The organism is Aeromonas sp. QDB62 (assembly GCF_027705695.1).
GTDB lineage: Bacteria > Pseudomonadota > Gammaproteobacteria > Enterobacterales > Aeromonadaceae > Aeromonas > Aeromonas allosaccharophila.
On the sequence record NZ_JAPDCD010000012.1, the window covers coordinates 1 to 19,268 of the forward strand.

Here is a 19,268-nt window from a genome sequence, read left to right on the forward strand (position 1 = left end):
AACGCCGGATATATGGTCGCAAACCGTATCAGTTCAGTTCTTGCACAACCCGGGGGCGTCCATATATGGTCTAATCACCCCGGTTGGGCCAAGCTGCAGCTGCTTGCCGTCGATAGAGTGATGTGGCGCACGCCCGATCCCCCGGACAACTCTGCCGCCTTTGCCAAGTCCGGTACCCAGCAGGCGAGACCGCCTATCCGCAGGTTCGCATACTTTGTCAGATGGAGCTAACCAGCCACCAGCTTGTTCAAACCGTCATGGATAGCTGCGCCGTCAACGAGATTGTGCTGGCGGAGAAGCTTATCGACCACACGCCAGGCAAACCACCGGCAACGAGCGGCACTGGCTGCTGCCACTCAACGCGGGGGCGCAAAGAAGTGGCCGCTGTTGCCCGAAACGATAGAAGCCCGCTTGCTGACTCGTACTATCAACGGCAAGGAGCACCAAGTGTTGACCTCGATGGTCGACCCGATGCGTTTCCCTGGGACTGACATCGTCGAGCTCTACAACCATCGCTGGGAAATATAGATCTGGGCTATCGGGAGATGAAACACAACCTGCAACAACACCGACTGACCCTGCGCAGCCAGATGGTGAAGATGGCCGCGAGTCTCAAGGGAGACTTGGCTAGCCAGCTGAGTTTTCACATGGCGTCGGTCTATCTCATTCATGAACTGAGCTGCATGCTGTACATGTCGCCGGGGACTATCCCGAAGCGGGTAGCTGAGCTGGAGAAACAGGCGGGACAGTTTGTATTGCCAGAACGAAGGGAGCGAGGTTACCCCCGCTGCGTGAAGCCAAGGCCACAGAGGTATAGTGTGAAAAAAGCCAATAAAAACAATGCCAGTCAGGCTTAACTGACTGGCATTACCCACAAGGAGCCCTGTTTATTTGTGTATCACTGACGTATTGGCTCAGGTAAAGCTGGTGGCGGGCAACTGGCAGGCCACGGCTTCGCGGCGCAGTTGCTGCAAGCGGGCAAGCAGTCCGCTCTGGCCCAGTTCCGTCTCCTGAGGCGAGAGATTGTCCACCAGCAGCGGATAGTGATCCGTCACCGCCTGCATCAGCCAGTCGAGACGGCGCAGGGTGAGCGGGCCGCAGCTTTGGCCGCTCAGATCATCGGCCACATCGAGCCGGTGGCTGCGATACATGTCCCGCCACCAGCTGGCGACCAGCGCCTCGTCGCTCGCCAGTGCGGCGCTCCACTCCCCCTGCAAGGCATGCAAGCGGGCCAGCACTGGCGCACTGGCCCCTTCACGGATCAGGTGATGGATCTCCCGTTTCACCCATTTCAGACAAAGCTCGCGCCAGTAGCGAAATTGCGGCAAGGGATCGGCCTCATCGAGCCAGAGCCCTGACAGGGTGCGGGTCTCCAGCCGCTCCGGCACATGGAACTGCGGGTCGACCAGACCGTTGGAGTTGTATTCAAAGCGGGGATCGAAGGTCCACATATAGCCAAAATCGAACACGCTGATCTGCTCGCCGTCATCGAGCAGGTTGCCCGGGCTCGGGTCCCAGTCAAACCAGCCCCAGCGGGCCAGCTCCCCCTGCACCTCCAGCATCTGGGCCAGATTACGTTCGTTGAGCTGATGCACCGGCACGCCCCGCAACCAGGGGGAGACCAGCACTCCGGCCCGCGCCGAGCCAAAGCTGGTGCAGACCACATGGGAGAGGATGGTGGGATGCAGCTCGCGCAGCGCCTCGATTTCGCGCCGCCGCTCCAGTTCGGTCAGAAAGGCGGTCTTGCCATCGAGGTTGGCCACCAGCGAATCCTGACGCCGCCGCTTGAGGCACCAGTGGTGCCCTTCCACCTTGAGGTGAAACACCTCGGCGGTGAGACCGTGACGATAGACCTTGATCACCGCCGGATGGGTATCCTTCAGTTTGACCAGCTGTGCCAGCGGCAACGGGCAGTCACGCTCGCGTCCGATCCGGATCTCTTCCTTGCTCTCCAGCATGCGCAGCAATCTGGCCTGGCGCGCCATCACCTTAGGATTCATACATGTACCTCCTGTCGCTATTGAGAGACTAAACAGCGCCTTTCTCCCAGGCCAGCGGCAAAACCCCATGATGACGCTTTCATCACATATTCCGTGCAACCCCTCGATCGGGATCACAATTTGCAAGGTTGAACTGTAACCAAATATTCATTGAGTGGTCATTAAATTGACAACCCGGAACAAGGCCCGCACCATCGGGTCAAACTCTATGCGGATGAACGATCTCTCCCTCACTCGCTCAAAGGATGAGCTTATATGAATCGCCCCTCCTCAGGCCGCCACCGCGTCCTGAGTCTGCCCTCTGGGCTGCTGGCCCTGCTGGGCGGATTGCTGCTGCTGACGCTGTTATTGCCGCTGATCAATCCCGGCAGCTGGCTGGGCCGTGCCCAGCCGCTGGTGCTGGGTCCCGCCGACAATCCGCTGGCGACCCTCACCCGCCACGCCCTGCTCTATAAAAGCGACAGCCGCGGCCTCTATCTGGTGGTGCGCAGCCAGTGGCAGTTGCGAGGGCCGCTGCAAGCGGGGGACAAGGTACGGGTGGAGCTGCTCAACGACAAGGGAGAGCGGATCGACGAGCTGAGTCAGGCGGTGGATAAACGTCAGGTTTGCCGCAATAACCGCTGCTCATTGGATCTCAACAGCACCCTGCGCGCCCCGGACGACGCGCTGGCCAGCCGCTATCAGCTGCGCATCGGCCTGCTACTCAAGGATCGCCCCGAGAGCGGCGATTTCAGCCAGATCCTGCAAACCCTGCCGGAGCAGGGCTTCAACCTCACCTATCTGGTGGTGAGCCTGACTCTGGTGCTGGCCCTGAGCGCCGCCGTGCTCAAAACTGTGCTGCCCAAGCTGCGCCGCAGCCTGCGCTGGCGGATCATCGGCAGCCTGCTGCTCGGCAACCTCACCTTCGTGCTGCTGCACGGCTTCGTGGTGTTCAAGCTGGGGGAGTTTCTGCTCTGGTCAGGCTTTCGGCCGGAGCACTACTACCTCGCCTGGGGCAGCATGGTGCTGGGCTGGAGCCTCTGCGCGCTGGCGGGCTTCAACCTCTATATGGGGCTGGTCTTTACCGCGCTTTCGGGCATAGGTCTGCTCGCCAACTTTATGAAGATCGCCATCTACGGCGTGCCGCTCGGCGGGGATGATTTTGGCAACCTGCTGGCGCTACTGCGGATCCTGCTCGATCAACATCCCATCCTGCCCATCTTCACCCTCTTGCTGGCTCTTTTTCTCTGCTGGCGCTTCGCCCTGTCACGCTGGGTGTTACGCACTGCCGCCGCCACCGTCGCCTTCTTTGCGCTGTGCGTGTTTGCCACCCAGACAGGCAACAAGCTGCTGGGGGCCAACATTCGTTACGTGGACCGCGCGGTCAACTACCACAGGGACATCATCCGCTCCGGCCCCGGCCTCTATCTGTTCAATCTGGTGGACGAGATGCTGCAAAGCGGCAGCGTGTTTCGCTACCCCTTGCAGATCAACGAGCTGACCCCGCAGCTGAGCCATCCGCCCCAAGGCATTGCGCCGCGCTGGGATCTGGTGATCGTGCTGCAATATGAGTCGCTCTGGCTCGACTGGAAGGGGCGGATCTGCGCCCCGGCCCCTACTCTCTCCCTGCCTGCCAGCGTGCAGCAGTGGCACAAGACCATCCACTCCCCCACCACCGGCGGCATGACGGTGCTGGCGGAGTTCGAGATGAACACCGGCCTGCCGGTGGGCTTGCTCAAGCAGGGTGTGGTGCCCTACTACTACCTCTCGGAGCAGGTGCCGGGGCTGGCCCAGAGCGCCAGACAGAGCGGCTATAAGACGCTGTTCGCCCACCCCTATGTGGAAAAATTCTGGGGCCGCGCCAAGGCGATCCCGGCGCTCGGCTACGAGGAGCGCTGGTTCGATACCCGCTTCACCACCCTAGAGCACAAGGGACTCTATATTTCCGACGATGCGCTGATCGACCATATGCTCAAGCGCAGCGAGCAGGATAGCCAGCCGCTGTTTGCCTACGCGGTCACCATGCAGGGGCACGGCCCCTTCGATGGCCCCCGCTATCAGGGGCAGGAGCGCAGCGGCGCCTGCCCGAACCAGAGCGAGAGCGACACCCAGCTGCTCAACACCTACTACACCGGGGTGGTGGATGCCATGGCCTCGCTGGAGCGGCTGCTCAAGACCCTCGACCAGTCGGGCAAACGCTATCTGGTGGTGGCCTTTGGCGATCACCAGCCATTTTTGATGTCCGCCGGCAAGGGTATTCACGGCGACAAACCGGCGCGCGATGCCACCTACCAGATCCCCATGATGGCCTTTGCCCGCGCCGATGATCCCCTCAATCTGGCAACCCAGTTTGCGCCAGTGCGCCAGCTCTACCAGATGGGTCAGGCCACTCGTCAGCTGCTGGCGGGGGATATCACCCCCATCGAGGACAAACCTCTGCTCCATCCGGTGCTGGGGGAAGAAAAAGGGTTCGACCCATCGAGCCTGGTGCCGCAGATCCGCGCCAGCTTCCGGCCCGATGCCCTGCCCTGATCCCACCCCACAAAAACAGACAAGGCCGCATCAGCGGCCTTGTTTTTTGACATTCATTTAGCACTCATTCTGCTCGCCACCAGGGCTGCAGCAAGGTGAGCTGCTGACGGTCGAGATCGAGCGCCACCTCGATGCCCAGCGGCAGCGTCAGCATGGGGTGGGTATGGGCACAATCAAACTCCGCCAGAATGGGGAAGTTCAGCTCCCCCACCACCTCCAGCAGGATATCGAGCGGGCGCTTGCCGCTACCCTGATCGTTGAACAACTCGTGTTTGCCGAGAATAAGGCCGCCGATCCGATCAAAGACGCCACACAGCTTGAGATGGGCGAAGGATCGCTCCAGCGTCTCGGCAGATTTCAGGCTGTCCTCCAGCAACAGAATGTCACCGCGCTCGATGGCGGGCATATAGGGGGAACCCCAGATCCCCGCCATGGTGTTGAGGTTGCCGCCGATCAGCCGTCCCTCTACCCGCCCTGTCCCCACCGAGATCAGTCGGTTGGGCTGGCAGAGCTTGGCCCGGGTCTGGTTTTCCCAATCCAGTCGCTCATCGCTCGAGTGCGCGGGGGTAGGCAGCGTGCAGGGGACGCCAGCTTCATCAGCCAGCACAATCTGTAAAAAACTTGCCAGCGTCTCGTCCACCAGCGGCGGTAACTCGCCAAAGGAGGCCACCAGCGCCGGGCCATAAAAAGTAACCAGGCCAGTTTGGGCATGGATGCCGAGCAGCAGCGCCGTCACATCGGAGTAGCCAACGATGATTTTGGGATCGCGCCTCAGCGCCTCGAAATCGAGGTAGGGCAGCAGGGAGTTGGAGTTGCTGCCGCCAATCACCGACATGATGCAGCGCACTTGCGGGTCGCGAATAAGGGCGTTGAGCTCTTCGGCCCGCGCGGCGATGGAGCCGGATCGCCAGTGATCCTGCTGGCCAGTCAGGCTGCCCGCCTTGAGCCGGAAGCCCTTCCCCTCAAGAAACGCCCTGGCGCGGGCAAAACGGTTGGGGGCCCAGGCGGTCGCCGCGCTGGAGGGGGAGAAAAAAGCGATGGTATCGCCACGTTTGAGCAGCGGGGGAACCAATAACGTCATGACACGCGCATCCTTGCCAACATCCAGCCATTACAGAATCTTTGAGACTCTTACATAACCCCTTTGATCACAACGGGTTTTATCGTTAGCGTTTAGAAATACCAAACACTTGATTCATTATTAACAGATATTCTAAACGCTATCCCCTTCCTAGAATGACCTCATTGCGATGGCCAACCCCGGTTGGCTATCAAAGCGGTCGGTCTGACAGCCCGGACGTTTCTCCCCCACTTATCTTTTATCTCTCACTTATCAATGAGGTGCTTGTCATGAATAGAACCGCATCCCCCAGCGCATTGGTTGTAGAAGGCGGTGCCATGCGTGGCATCTTTGCCAGCGGTGTGCTGGATGCGTTTATCGAGCATGACTATCGCCCCTTTGACTTCGCCATCGGCGTCTCGGCAGGGGCCACCAACCTCTTGGCCTACCTCGCCAGCCAGCATGGCCGCAGCCACGACATCCTGACCGAGCTGGCGTGCAGCCAGCAGTTTATGGATCCCCTGCGCTTTGCCAAGGGGGGCAATCTGGTGGATATCCACTGGCTGTGGAACACCAGCTGCCGCAAATACCCCCTCGATATCCATCGCTATCGCGAGACCGGCATCCCCTTTTATGCGGTGGTGACCAATACCCTGACCGGCAAGGCGGAGTACATCCGGGTCAAGCCGGAGAACATGAACGAGGTGCTGCCCGCCAGCTGCGCCATTCCCCTCGCCTCCCACGAATACCCGGAGGTCCATGGGGTACCGATGACAGATGGCGGCGTCGCCGACTCCATCCCGGTGATCGAGGCCTACCGCCGCGGTGCCCGTCATATGACGGTGATCCTCTCCGAGCCGCTCGGCTACCGGCTCAAACCGATGCCGTTCCCCTGGATGATCCGCACCCTGCTCAAGACCCGCCCCGCGCTGGCCTATGCGCTGGAGCAGCGGGATCGCAGCTACAACGAGGCGCTCGATTTTATCGCCAATCCGCCGGCTGACTGCCAGATCGAGGTGATCGCCCCGGCCGACTACTTCCCCGTGTCCCGTTTTACCCGCGATATCAACAAGCTGGAGATGGGATACGTGATGGGCAAGTGCGCTGGCTATCAGGCCGCCCTGCTCAATTGATGACAGGCATGACCCGACCTGCCGCGACGCACGCGCCGCCAACACAATAACAATCGGGTCAGTTGAGCAACATGAGTCATAAAAACAGACCGTGGCGAGGCAAGCGCGGCCAGAACCGGTGCCAGACACTCTGAGCAGCCAGCCCCTCATCCCTATGCCAGGGCATCTCACCCTCATACAAGGTGTTTATTTATGTCGTTTCTTCTCACCCATCCCGCGCTGGCGCAGCTGTTCGAGCGGCTGCTGCCCGATTACCGGATCATGGCGCCCGCGGCCGAATATCGGGGCGGCCGCTTCTCCGACACCGACAACGTCACCTACCACAGCATCCGCCATCCGGCCGAGCTGGTGTGGCAGGAGAAGTCCCACTTCTCCCCGAAAGAGGTGGTGCTCCCCATCACCCAGACCCTGTTCCACTTCGACAATCTGGAGCTGCGCGAATCCAAGGTGGAGGCCAAGCCCACCCTGCTGTTCTTGCGCAGCTGCGATATCCACGCCCTGCGCCGACTGGATCAGGTCTATCTCAAGAACGGCCAGAACAGCGACGTCTACTACGCCAGACTGCGCAGCAAGCTCAAGCTGGTGCTGCTGGAGTGCCGCGAGAGCTTCGAGAACTGCTTCTGCGTCTCCATGGGGAGCAACGAGACCCGAGACTACGCCGCTGCTATTCGTCTGAGTGATGAGGGTGCCCGTATCGAGGTCAAGGATCCCGAGCTGCTCGGCTACTTTGCCGAGCTGGGCGAATCCGATGACTTCACCCCGGAGTTTGTCCAGAGCAACCCGGTCAAGGTACGCCCCCCGGACAGCGTCTGTGACGACCCCCAGCGGATCCGCCAGATCCTCACAGCTCACCCGGTCTGGGCCGAGTACGACAGCCGCTGCATCGGGTGCGGCCGCTGCACCACCTCCTGCCCGACCTGCAGCTGCTACAGCGTGCACGACCTCACCTATGCAGAGAATCCCAAGCAGGGTGAACGCCGTCGCCAGTGGGCCAGTTGCATGGTGGATGGCTTCAGCGACATGGCCGGTGGCCACGGTTTTCGCGCCAAACATGGCGAGCGCCTGCGTTATCGCGCCCTGCACAAGGTCAACGACTACAAGGCCCGTCAGGGAGAGGAGCACATGTGCGTCGGCTGCGGCCGCTGCGACGATCGCTGCCCTCACTACATCTCCTTTAGCAACATCATCAACAAGATGACCGATGTGGTCGAACAGACCATCGCAGCCGACCACGCGCAGGGGGCGAACTGATATGTGCCAGTGCCAGCAAACCGCAACAGCAGAACAACAGCAGAACGTGGTCGAAAACCGTCTGCTGCCCAAGGCCTACACCATTCTGGCCATCGAGCGTCACACCGAGCTTGAGTGGAACTTTCGGGTATCACGCGATTTTGATGTCCACTACGGCCAGTTTGTGGAGATCTCCCTGCCTACCGTCGGCGAAGCGCCCATCTCGGTCTCCGACTATGGCGATGGCTATGTGGATCTGTTGATCCGCAAAGTCGGCAAGGTAACCGATGCGCTGTTTGCCCTCGATGTGGGCGACAAGGTGTGGATGCGCGGCGTCCATGGCAACGGCTATCCGCTGGAGGCCTACCGCGACCAGCACCTCATCGTGGTGGCGGGCGGCACCGGCGTCGCCCCGGTCAAGGGGCTGCTGCGCCGCTTCAGCAAACATCCGGAAGAAGTGAAGTCCCTCGACATGATCCTCGGCTTCAAGAACGAGCAGGCGGTGCTCTATCGCCACGAGATGCCGCTCTGGGCCGAGCAGCAGAACCTCATCGTCACCCTGGATGAGGGCAAGGAGAGCGAGCAGTTTCGCATTGGCCGGGTCACTGACTACATCGACCAACTGGATCTCGCTGACAAGGAGGATATCCAGGTGATCGTGGTCGGCCCCCCCATCATGATCCGCTTCGTGGTACTCGCCTTCCTCGAGCGGGGCATCCCCAAGGATCGCATCTGGGTCGACTACGAACGCCGCATGGCTTGCGCCGTGGGCAAGTGTGGCCACTGCCGGATGGGCGACACCTATATCTGCGTGGATGGACCGGTCTTTCGTTTTGACCAGGCCCAGCATCTGATCGACTGAGGGAGAACACCATGAGTCTCGATATCGACATCATCAAGGCCCGCGCCAAGAACGAATACCGCCTCTCCAAGGTGCGCGGCGAAGCGATGATCAGCGTACGCATTCCAGGCGGGATCATGCCCGCCCACCTGCTGGCGGTGGCCCAGCAGATCGCCGAACAGTACGGCAACGGCCTGATCCACCTCACCACCCGCCAGAAGCTGGCGATGCCCGGCATCAAGTATCAGGACATGGACAAGGTCAACGCCGCCCTCGAGCCCTTTATCAAGGAGATCGAGGTTGAGACCTGCGGCATCGAGGTAGAGGACACCCGCGCCGGTTACCAGACCATCGGCGGGCGCAACATCGTCGCCTGTCAGGGCAACACCATCTGCCAGAAGGGCAATATCGACTGTACCGGGCTGGCCCAGCGGATGGAGAAACACCTCTACCCCAACCCCTACCACCTCAAGATGGTGATCGCTGGCTGCCCCAACGACTGCGCCAAGGCCAACATGGCCGACTTCGGCATCCTCGGCATCGCCAAAATCCACTTCAATGCCGAGCGCTGTATCGGCTGCGGCGCCTGCGTCAAGGCGTGCAGCCACCACGCGGTAGATTGCCTCGCCATCAAGCATGGCAAGGCAGTCAAGGAGGAGAGCAAGTGCATCGGCTGTGGCGAGTGCGTGCTGGCCTGCCCGACCCTGGCCTGGCAGCGGGATCCCAAGCAGCTCTATATGGTCAAGCTGGGGGGACGCACCAGCAAGAAGACCCCTCGTACCGGCAAGCTGTTCCTCAACTGGGTCACCGAAGAGGTGCTGCACGCGGTGATCAAGAACCTGTTCGAGTTCGAGGCCGAGATGCTGGATGGCAAGCCCATCTACCTGCACATGGGTCACCTTATCGACCGAGCCGGTTATCACAAGTTCAAGGAGCGGGTGCTGCGCGGCGTCACCCTCAATCCGGAAGCCATGGTCGCTGACCGCATCTTCTGGGCCGAAGATCAGTACGTCGCCAACATGCACGTCAAAGCGGTGCAATAGAAAAACCTCGTTTGGGGAAGCGTGATCAAGTGGCCGACACCGGTGGGGATCTGTCGTTGGCCCGGGCGTCGATCACCCTTCCCCTTTTTTATTCCCGTCGGGGGACCGTTCCCCCGACCATCCGGGGTGCGTCACGGCGCGCCCTGCTACCTCGCCCGACGCGGCATTGCGAGCGGGCCTGCATCCGGAGCCTGTTATGGACTTTCTCCCTCTCTTTTGTCAGCTGCAAAACAAGCCGGTGCTTATCGTTGGCGGCGGTGAGGTGGCGGTGCGCAAGGCGCGCCTGCTGCTCGATGCCAAGGCGAAGATCACCATCAATGCCCCGCATCTCGAACCCCAGCTGATGAGCTGGGCCGAGCAGGGTCGCCTGACCGTCTGCGCTGCAGATTTTCACCCCGAGCTGCTCGATGGCAAGTGGCTGGTTATCGCCGCCACTGACAATCCAGAGGTCAATCATCAGGTCTTCAGCGAAGCGAATCTGCGCCAAATCTTCTGCAACGTAGTGGACTCACCCGCCCACTGCAGCGCCATCATGCCAGCCATCATCGACCGCTCGCCGCTGATGGTGGCCATCTCCAGCGCAGGTTCGGCGCCGGTACTGAGCCGCCAACTGCGGGAGAAAATCGAAGCCATGCTGCCGCAACACCTCGGCCAGCTCGCGGCGCTGGCCGGACGCCTGCGCGAGCGAGTAAAGGCCATACCGGACAAGCTGGCCCGCCGCCGCTTCTGGGAACGGCTCTTTAGCCACGATCGCCTCGCCCTCCAGCTGGCGCGCGGCCAACAGCAGGCAGCCGAACAGAGCGTCGCCGAGCTGCTCAACGAGCCGCTGCAGAGCAAAGGGAGCGTCACCCTGGTGGGGGCTGGCCCCGGCGATGCGGGGCTGCTTACCCTAAGCGGTCTGCAGCAGCTGCAACAGGCAGATGTGGTGGTCTATGACCGGCTGGTCTCGCAGGAGGTGCTGGCACTTGTTCGCCGGGATGCCGAGCGGATCTTTGTTGGCAAGGAGGCGGGCCGCAACTGTGTGCCCCAGCAGGCGATCAACCAGCTGTTGCTGGAGCAGGCTCGCCTAGGCAAACAGGTGGTACGGCTCAAGGGGGGCGATCCCTTTATCTTTGGCCGGGGCGGCGAGGAGCTGGAGACTTTGGCCGAGGCAGGCATCCCCTTCTCGGTAGTGCCGGGCATCACCGCGGCCTCGGGTTGCGCCGCCTACAGCGGCATTCCCCTCACCCACCGCGACCATGCCCAGCGAGTGCAGTTCATCACCGGGCACGACAAGGAGGGCAATATCGCCCAGGAGTGGTCGGCGCTGGCCGCGCCTCACCAGACTCTGGTGTTCTACATGGGTCTAGCCCACGCCGCTCGCATTCAGGATGAGCTGCAAACCCACGGTATGCCCGGCCACACCCCGGTGGCGCTGGTAGAGCAAGGCACCCAGCTGAGTCAACGAGTGGTACGCGGCGAGCTGCAACAGCTGGCCGCACTGGCTCGTCAGGTGAAGAGCCCGAGCCTGATCATCATCGGCTCTGTGGTGACCCTCGCCGACAAGTTGGACTGGTATGGGGAGGCCAACACCCTCACCGGGGTCTGATCCGGCAGATGCGCCCAAGGGGCGAGATAATGCCCTCCAGAGACAAAAAGCAGACACCGTGCAACCGGTGTCTGCTTTTTTCATCAACAGGATCAGCGCTAAACCACGCGCCCGTTACTCCAGCGTGATGGGGCCGGTGTTCTGGGCATCGCTGTCATTCCAGCCGCTCTCATAACGAATGCGCGGATCCCCCTGCAGGGTGTAGAGAATGGTGCCCTGACGAAACTGCAGCGCACCATCGGCCCGCTTGGCCTTCACCTTGCCCCCGTTGACCCACACCTGCTCCTTGCCATCCACCTGAATGTTGGCCACGGTGGCACCGGTCTCGCTATTTTTGGCGGTCCACTTGCCTTGATAAGGGGAATCCCCTTTAGCCATCGGCAGCGCAGCCGCCTTGCCAGCAGACCAGGCGCTGACCGTACAGATGCCGTTGGCTCGCTTGTCATGCTTGATGGCGTAATCGACGCTGGGCTCGCTGGTCGCGGAGTCAGAGGTGATGCCGATCATGATCTTGCCGCTCTGGGCGGTATAGGCGGTCGGCGCATCGGTTTTCAGCGTGGCCTTCTTGCCATTGATAAAGACATTGCCCCCTTGCGCCTTGACCTGAATATTCATCGGGCAGCTGGCGGTAAAGTTGGGAACGGCCGCGACGGCACTACCGGCATAAGCGGCGATGGCCAGCGTGATAACAGTCAACAGAGCAGATTTTTTGTGCATCTTGATACGCCTTCAAGAAAGAGTGATTCATGCAAAATGGGGTCATCCGTGATGAGGTGTCGTCCTGATGGCTGCCACTCTAGTCCGGCGAATCAGGGGGGCCCAGTTAAAAAAAATAAAACCCGCCCCATCGGGTTATGAAAAAATATAAAAGTTTGAAATCATCAACTTAGACTCATTAATGGCATGGGCTCAACACCCCGTTCACGCCTCGTTACCCACTGCCTGGCACAAAAAAGCCGATAACCCGGTTATCGGCTTTGGCCCGAACAGCTGGCGGCAGGATATCAGAACACCACGGCGGTGCCGCTGATACTGACCATCAGCATGCTGCCGTTTTGCCCCACCACCTCGTAGTCGATATCGATGCCAACCACCGCATTGGCACCCAGGGCGGCGGCACGCTCTTTCAACTCATCGAAAGCGATCTCGCGGGCACGGGCCAGCTCTTTTTCATAGGCGCCGGAGCGGCCACCGATGATGTCGCGGATCCCAGCAAAGAGATCCTTGAAAATGTTGGCGCCAAGGATGGCTTCGCCCACCACGATGCCGCGGTATTCACGAATGGTTTTGCCTTCCAGCGTGGGGGTCGTCGAGAGGATCATCTTGAACTCCTGTGAGTAGCAGAAGGGCTCAGACTACCCCAACTGCCCGCAAATCCCAACCGGGTGGTGGCCTGTACTACGCCGTCCTTAAAAATCACGACGACCAGATAAAAAAACACCGCGCACGGGGCGCGGTGTTGCTATCGAAACGTCATGGCCGGCGGCCAGACCATCACGGATTGTATGAGACCACCGAGCCACTGAGGCCGGTCATCTGGGAGATCCGCCCCTGCATCCCCTGCAGCTTGGCCTTGGAGACATCCGGCCCGATAAAGACCCGGTTGAGCTGACCCTGCACCGGTGTGCGCGGCGAGGTGTGGGCAGAGTAGCCCGCCGCCCGCAGCTTGCTCACCAGCGCGTTAACGCTGTCGACGTTCTTGAAGGCACCAAGCTGGAGGATCCAGCTACCCTGTGCCGGCGCGGCAGCGGGCGCGGGTGTGGTCGGCTGGGTCATCTTGCTTTCAATCAGATCGTCGAGGGACTTGATCTGACCCGCCTGCGCTTTGGCTGGCGCAGGTGCCTTGGCCACTTCAACCGGTTTGGCTGGCGTCGGCTTGGGTGCAGGCTTTGGCGGTTCGACCGGTTTTTTGGCCACCACTTCCGGCTTGGACTGTGGCTTGGGTTGGGCATTCTGTTGCGGCTGGCTCGGCGCCGGTGCGGCAGGGGTTGTCGCCGGCTGCGCGCCGTTGCCCTGACCTGCAAGGGTCATGGGATCAGCCACCTCTTCCACTTGCCACTGCTGGGCCGCAGAGGCCTGTTGCTGGCTGGCCAGATGCTCAGCAGGCAAGGTGCTGGCCGCCGAGACTTGCAGCGCAGGTTTGGCTGGCTCCAGCTCGGGGCGCAGCGGGATCTTGGCAAAGGCCTCCTCCTTTTGCGCCAGCTTGTGACCATCCAGCAAGTCCGGCAGGAAAATAACAACCAGGGCCACCAGGATGACGGTGCCCACCAGACGGTTTTGAAACTTCGAGGCCAAGTTGAATCCTACCTTTACGTAACTCAATATGCGATTTGGCTCCCCGCCCGAGGGCCGGGGAGCCGGGGTGTGGCCTAGACGGCGACACCCGCCAGAATGTCGGCGACAGTGTAAAACGAACCAAACACAATGACCATATCGTCCGGACTCGATGCGGCCAACGCTGCCTGATAAGCGGCGCTGACATCATCAAATGCCCTGGCAGGCCCCTTGCCCTCCCCCAGCGCGGCAGCCAGCTGCGCAGCGGTGGCGGCGCGCGGGCCGGTCAGGCTGGCCAGATACCAGTCGCCAATCAGACCATCGAGTTCGGCAAGCGATCCTGCCATGTCCTTGTCTTTGAGCATGCCGACTACGGCGCGGCGCACGCCTGCGCAGGGCATTTTACGCAGCTGGGTCGCCAGATAGGCCGCCGAATGGGGGTTGTGGGCCACATCGACGATGACCAGCGGCGCGCTTTGCAGTTGCTGCATCCGGCCAGCCAGTCGGGCATTGGCCAGCCCGTCACGAATGGCAGACTCCGGCAGCGGCAAGCCGAGGGACTCCAGCGCCGCCAGCACGGTCACCGCATTCATCAGCGGCAGAGCCGGTTTTGGCAGATCCCGCCACTGGTTGAGGCCGTGATAATCCCAGCAGCTCTCGTGCTCATCGCCACGAAAATCGATACCGACCTGACGCAGGTTGGCACCAATGCGCGCGGCTTCGCTGGCGATGGTCGCAGGCGGATTGGGCTCCCCGCTGATGGCGGGTTTACCGGCGCGATAGACCCCGGCCTTCTCCACCGCTACCGCTTCACGGGTATCACCCAGCCAGTCGCAGTGATCCAGCGCGATGGAGGTGATCATCGCCACATCGGACTCAACCACATTGGTGGCGTCGAGTCGACCGCCCAGCCCCACTTCCAGCAGCAGCACATCGGGCGCCGCGCGGCAGAAGATCCACAAACCGGCCAGGGTGGCGAACTCGAAGAAGGTAAGGGCAATCTCGCCGCGGACCGCGTCCACCTCGGCAAAGGCGGCGCAGTGGTCGCTATCGGGCAGCTCTTGCCCGTTGACCCGCACCCGCTCGGTAAAGCGCAGCAAATGGGGAGAGGAGTAGACACCGACTTGGTAGCCTGCGGCCATCAGAATGCTGGCCGCCATGGCACAGCTGGAGCCCTTGCCGTTGGTGCCCGCCACCGTGATCACCTTGAACGGCAGTTGGGTCAGTCCCATACGCCGGGCGACAGCACCGACCCGATCCAGCCCCATGTCGATATTGACCGGGTGGATCTGCTCCAAATAAGAAAGCCAGTCGACAAGCGACCGGCTTTGGGATTGTTGCATGTTTGAACTCATCTTCACTCTTCGATGACGTGAGTATTCAGCATTTTGGCGAGCAGGCTGGCCAGACGGTTACGCATTTCGCGGCGATCGATGATGATATCGATGGCACCCTTTTCCAGCAGGAACTCGGAGCGCTGGAAGCCTTCAGGCAGCTTCTCGCGTACGGTCTGCTCGATAACACGCGGGCCAGCAAAGCCGATCAGCGCCTTGGGCTCGCCCACGTTGATGTCACCCAGCATTGCCAGACTGGCGGAGACGCCACCCATGGTGGGGTCGGTCAGCACGGAGATATAGGGCAGGCCCGCCTTGGTGAGTCTGTCCAGCGCCGCACTGGTCTTGGCCATCTGCATCAGGGAGAACAGCGCTTCCTGCATGCGAGCACCACCAGAGGCGGAGAAGCAGACCAGACCGCGACCTTCCTTGATGCACTCCTCAACGGCGCGCACGAAGCGGGCACCGACCACAGAGGCCATGGAGCCACCCATGAAGGAGAATTCGAACGAACAGGCGACAACCGGCACCCCTTTGAGGGTCCCTTTCATCACCACCAGCGCATCTTTCTCTGCCGTATCTTTCTGGGCGGCGGACAAACGATCCTTGTAGCGCTTGGAATCCTTGAATTTCAGTACATCCTGCGGCTCCAGCTCGGCACCGATCTCGGTACGACCCTGCTCATCGAGGAAGCTCTCGAGACGGGCGCGGGCGCTGATACGCATATGATGATCACACTTGGGGCACACTTCGAGGTTGCGCTCCAACTCTGCCCGGTAGAGCACCTGTTCACAAGCACTGCACTTGGTCCACACCCCTTCCGGAATGTTGTGACGACGGGGCGCAGTGATCTTGCTCTTGGGAAGAATCTTCTCAAGCCAGCTCATGGAATTCCTTAATGCTTTTGTGCCTGACAAAACGCATCGAGCCTAGATTGTTCAATGACTTACTAGCTCGATGGCAACAAATGACGGGTCATTAAACCACAATTTTTCGGGCGCAGTTACTAAAAACTGGTCGTACCCGGTGCCGAGTCCGGCAGCCACAGTGGGCCGAGCGGCAACTGCGGCAGAGCAAACTCGGCCGGGTAATCGACGTCGACCAGATAGAGGCCACCTGCCTTGGCGGTCGGCCCGGCCAGATTGCGATCCTTGGCAGCCAGCACCTCGGCAATCCACTCCACCGGTTTGAGCCCCTGCCCCACCAGCAGCAGGGAGCCGGTGATGTTGCGTACCATGTGGTGCAGGAAGGCGTTGGCCTTGATGTCGAGCACGATGTAGGGGCCGGAGCGGCTGACGCACAGATGAGTCACATTGCGCCACGGGGTGTTGGATTGGCAGGCGACGGCACGGAAGGTGCTGAAGTCGTGCTCCCCCAGCAGGCTCTGGCCCGCCTGGTGCATCAGCTCGGCATCGATGGTCTCGTGATAGTGACTGACGCCACTGCCGAGGATCGCCGGCCGGTAGTTGTGGTTGTAAATGACATAGCGGTAGCGACGGGCGGTGGCGCTGAAGCGGGCGTGGAAGCTCTCGTCCACCGGCTTGACCCAGCGCACGGCGATATCCGGCGGCAGGTTGGAATTGAGCCCCAGGGTCCAGGCGCCCTCGGCGCGGTTCGCCTCGGTATCGAAGTGGATCACCTGGCCGGTGGCATGGACACCGGCATCGGTGCGTCCGGCACACTGGATGGAGACAGGGTGGTTGGCAATCCGGCTCAGAGCCGTCTCCAGTTCAGCCTGCACGCTGATCACTTCACGCTGACGCTGCCAGCCGAAATATCGGCTGCCGTCATATTCAATACCTAGGGCAATTCGCATGGATAAACTTGTCTTGTTGTGAAAACGCAGTGAAAGAAACGGGGCGGATTATACGCGCTCAGCCCGAAAAGTCCCACCACACGCGCAATTGGCCTGGATGGCCAGCTTGCATGGCCACCCTCGCCCCATCGCAACTCGCCAAAAAAAGAGGGCAGCCCGCTGGCTGCCCTCGTTTTGCTGATCCCGTGATGGGAATTGATTTAGCCCAACCGCTTGAGCAACTTCTCGGCTTCGGCGCGCTGGTGATCGCTGCCCTGCTCTGCCGCCTCTTGCAGCAGCTCGCGGGCGCTATCCTTGTCATCAATCTCGAGGTAGGCACGGGCCAGATCCAGCTTGGCACCCACACCGCCGTCGTCGGCATCCACATCAAACCCGGTGGATTCCGGCAGCACCTCGGGGAAGCCATCGAGCCCCACATCCAGCGAAAATCCCTGATAAGGCTCCTGCTCAGTGGTGCTGGCATCGGCCTCGGCCAGCAGCTTGTCGATCTCGACGTAGCCGCTCTCCTGCGCTTGCTCACGGGGCTGCACATCGGCCGGATGAGATTCCACCTCGGCGAACGCATCTTCGAAATCGGAGAGCGCCAGCTCGTTGGGATCCCACTCCAGATCCAGCTCGGCGTCCTTCGCCGTCTTCGCCTTGGCCGGCTCAAGACCGAGCTCGGCCAGCATCGCATCGGCACTCTCGTCGGCACTGAGATCAATGGCGTTGTCATCTTTGCCAGCGGCGGGCTCGTCGAAGGCATTTTCGAACTCGCCGAGATCGAAGCTGGCCAGATCGTCGTCAGCGGCGCCGACTTCGTCAATGGAGTTCAAATCGGGCTCGAGGTCGGCAGAGAGATCCGCATCCAGCTCGGCAAACAGGGCGGCCTGCAGCTCCTCTTCGCTCATGACTTCATCAGCGGCCTTGGGCTTGGGATTGAACTCGCTGGCCAGATCCATGGCGGGCTCGTTGGCCAGCGCGATCGGCTCATCCAGCGAGAGATCGAGATCCGGCACCAGATCCGGGTCACGACTGGCTGGCTGGGCCGCCATCCGCTCCGGCTCGAAGCCTTGCAGATCCATTTCGCCATCGTCGCTGAACACCAGATCCAGGTCCGGCTTGTCCGGTTCAACCGGCATGAAGCCATCGGGGGTGTTGAGATCCGGTAGCGGGCGCACCGGCTCATTGTCGGTCACATCGACGCTCAGCAGATCATCAAATTCGCTCTGCTCCTGATCCATCATCATCGCAGTGGATTCGGAGAGGCTCTTCTCCTGCTCTTCCAGCTCGCGACGGGCACGGGCCCGCAGCCAGAGGGTCACCAGTGCCAGCACCAGCAACACCGGCAGCAAGATGATCATGGCGAGGTTGAGCGGTGAGGCGAGCAGATCCATCAGCCAATTTTGCTTGGGCTCGGGCGCAGCGACCACCGGCGGAACCGGCTGGGCTTTGAGCTCGGCAATCTCTTTTTGCAGCGCAGTCTGATCCTGCAGCTGGGCCTTGAGGGTCTCCACCTCTTCGGTCAGCGATTGCAGGCGCAGCTTGAGCCTGTGGTTCATTTCGGTCACCTGGCCGAGCTGGGCATTGGCATCTTCCAGTGCCAGCGCCATCTCGGTGGCAGGTTTGCCGACCGGTTTATCCAGATCGGAAGGCAGAGGCGCCGGTGTAGTGCCTTCTGCAGCGCTTGGTACAGGCGCGGGAGCCACTGCCTCTTTCGGCGCGGGCTCGCTCACCTTGGCCACTTCTTTGGTTTCAGCAGCCGGTTGCGGTGCCACAACAGGCGCAGGAATGGGTGCGGCTTTCGCCACCGGCAGCGGTGCCGGGGCAGCTTTCACCGGCTCGGATTTGGCCGCCTCAACCTTCGCAGGTTTGACGGCAACCGGTTTGGCCGTGTGGGCCTGCTTGTTGGCCAGATATTTGGGGCTCAGCCCTTTCCAGCTGGCGTTGTCGCTGCGGAATTTGGCGCGCGCCTGGGCATCGGTGATGACGCTCGCCTCGGCCACGGTCGGCAGCAAAATGCGGGAACCCACCAGAATGTGGTTGATATTGCCATCGGCAAAACTGCGGGGGTTTTTCTCGTAAATCGCCACCATGGTCTGGTAGACGCTGACACTCGTAGAGGGGCGATATTTGCTCGCCAGACTCCAGAGGGTATCGGTCGGACGAACAGGGCCATAGCTACCGGCATTGGCCGTGGCCTGACGCACCACCGGCTCGGCGGTTGCGCGCACCGGCTGCGCCACGGGTCTGGCGACCGGTTGCGCCAGCGGCTGGGAATTGACGGCGGGAGGTGCAGGTTCGTCAGGGCCTTTTAGCTCGACAAAAAAAGGCTCCCGCGCCGAGTCTTCAGCCTGGACGGTGCCCAGCAGACCCAATGCGAGTAGCGTTGCCAATGTTATGCGGGAATGTCCCATATTCGTTCCTTCGTATGACGGCCCTATCGCATTGAAAAATCT

The 19,268-nt window shown here is 61.2% G+C and carries 15 protein-coding genes and 1 pseudogene; 7 read left to right on the forward strand and 9 right to left on the reverse strand.

Annotation, left to right across the window (positions count from 1 at the left end; translation table 11 throughout):
• Positions 1 to 857 (forward strand): annotated as a pseudogene (locus OKC27_RS07845) (transposase); the annotation flags it as partial.
• Between the two features lie 57 nt (positions 858 to 914).
• On the opposite strand, the gene OKC27_RS07850 reads toward OKC27_RS07845, so the two are convergent.
• Positions 915 to 2,000, reverse strand: coding sequence for a hypothetical protein (locus OKC27_RS07850; RefSeq protein WP_182939460.1), 1,086 nt, complete (start codon positions 1,998 to 2,000; stop codon positions 915 to 917).
• A gap of 255 nt (positions 2,001 to 2,255) precedes the next feature.
• Here OKC27_RS07850 and OKC27_RS07855 point away from each other — a divergent pair, with 255 nt between their 5' ends.
• Entirely contained in the window at positions 2,256 to 4,511 is a 2,256-nt protein-coding gene (locus OKC27_RS07855; protein ID WP_182939459.1) for an LTA synthase family protein, read from the forward strand.
• Positions 4,512 to 4,575: 64 nt separating this feature from the next.
• Here the strand turns inward: OKC27_RS07855 and OKC27_RS07860 are convergent, their stop codons facing one another.
• Complete coding sequence (locus OKC27_RS07860; RefSeq protein WP_182939458.1) at positions 4,576 to 5,592, reverse strand: S66 family peptidase; 1,017 nt, start codon at positions 5,590 to 5,592, stop codon at positions 4,576 to 4,578.
• Between the two features lie 269 nt (positions 5,593 to 5,861).
• Between OKC27_RS07860 and OKC27_RS07865 the strand changes: the two genes are divergently transcribed.
• From OKC27_RS07865 to cysG, 5 genes are all read left to right on the forward strand, one after another.
• On the forward strand, positions 5,862 to 6,704 hold the full coding sequence (locus OKC27_RS07865; protein ID WP_182939457.1) for a patatin-like phospholipase family protein: 843 nt from the start codon (positions 5,862 to 5,864) through the stop codon (positions 6,702 to 6,704).
• A 192-nt stretch (positions 6,705 to 6,896) separates the two neighbouring features.
• Complete coding sequence (gene asrA, locus OKC27_RS07870) at positions 6,897 to 7,955, forward strand: anaerobic sulfite reductase subunit AsrA (protein WP_270692845.1); 1,059 nt, start codon at positions 6,897 to 6,899, stop codon at positions 7,953 to 7,955.
• Position 7,956: 1 nt separating this feature from the next.
• The gene (asrB, locus tag OKC27_RS07875) at positions 7,957 to 8,796 is read left to right on the forward strand and encodes an anaerobic sulfite reductase subunit AsrB (RefSeq protein WP_182939453.1); all 840 of its coding nucleotides are present in this window, start codon (positions 7,957 to 7,959) and stop codon (positions 8,794 to 8,796) included.
• A gap of 11 nt (positions 8,797 to 8,807) precedes the next feature.
• Positions 8,808 to 9,818, forward strand: coding sequence for a sulfite reductase subunit C (gene asrC / locus OKC27_RS07880; protein ID WP_058051680.1), 1,011 nt, complete (start codon positions 8,808 to 8,810; stop codon positions 9,816 to 9,818).
• A 196-nt stretch (positions 9,819 to 10,014) separates the two neighbouring features.
• Positions 10,015 to 11,406: a siroheme synthase CysG gene (gene cysG / locus OKC27_RS07885; RefSeq protein WP_270806160.1), complete on the forward strand. Its 1,392-nt coding sequence runs from the start codon at positions 10,015 to 10,017 to the stop codon at positions 11,404 to 11,406.
• A gap of 114 nt (positions 11,407 to 11,520) precedes the next feature.
• On the opposite strand, the gene OKC27_RS07890 is transcribed toward cysG, so the two are convergent.
• The 7 genes from OKC27_RS07890 to OKC27_RS07920 form a co-directional block, all read right to left on the reverse strand.
• A complete protein-coding gene (locus tag OKC27_RS07890) occupies positions 11,521 to 12,123 on the reverse strand; it encodes a hypothetical protein (protein WP_182939451.1) in 603 nt (200 codons plus the stop codon).
• A gap of 287 nt (positions 12,124 to 12,410) precedes the next feature.
• Complete coding sequence (locus tag OKC27_RS07895) at positions 12,411 to 12,728, reverse strand: heavy metal-binding domain-containing protein (protein ID WP_042657642.1); 318 nt, start codon at positions 12,726 to 12,728, stop codon at positions 12,411 to 12,413.
• Between the two features lie 172 nt (positions 12,729 to 12,900).
• Entirely contained in the window at positions 12,901 to 13,701 is an 801-nt protein-coding gene (gene dedD, locus OKC27_RS07900; protein ID WP_182939450.1) for a cell division protein DedD, read from the reverse strand.
• Positions 13,702 to 13,775: 74 nt separating this feature from the next.
• Positions 13,776 to 15,035 (reverse strand): bifunctional tetrahydrofolate synthase/dihydrofolate synthase, encoded by a 1,260-nt coding sequence (gene folC / locus OKC27_RS07905; RefSeq protein WP_182939449.1) that lies wholly within the window; start codon positions 15,033 to 15,035, stop codon positions 13,776 to 13,778.
• A 2-nt stretch (positions 15,036 to 15,037) separates the two neighbouring features.
• Positions 15,038 to 15,901, reverse strand: coding sequence for an acetyl-CoA carboxylase, carboxyltransferase subunit beta (accD, locus tag OKC27_RS07910; RefSeq protein WP_042657645.1), 864 nt, complete (start codon positions 15,899 to 15,901; stop codon positions 15,038 to 15,040).
• A gap of 119 nt (positions 15,902 to 16,020) precedes the next feature.
• Positions 16,021 to 16,830, reverse strand: coding sequence for a tRNA pseudouridine(38-40) synthase TruA (gene truA / locus OKC27_RS07915; RefSeq protein ID WP_167565119.1), 810 nt, complete (start codon positions 16,828 to 16,830; stop codon positions 16,021 to 16,023).
• Between the two features lie 200 nt (positions 16,831 to 17,030).
• Positions 17,031 to 19,226 (reverse strand): FimV/HubP family polar landmark protein, encoded by a 2,196-nt coding sequence (locus OKC27_RS07920; protein ID WP_182939448.1) that lies wholly within the window; start codon positions 19,224 to 19,226, stop codon positions 17,031 to 17,033.
• Between the last annotated feature and the right edge of the window lie 42 nt (positions 19,227 to 19,268).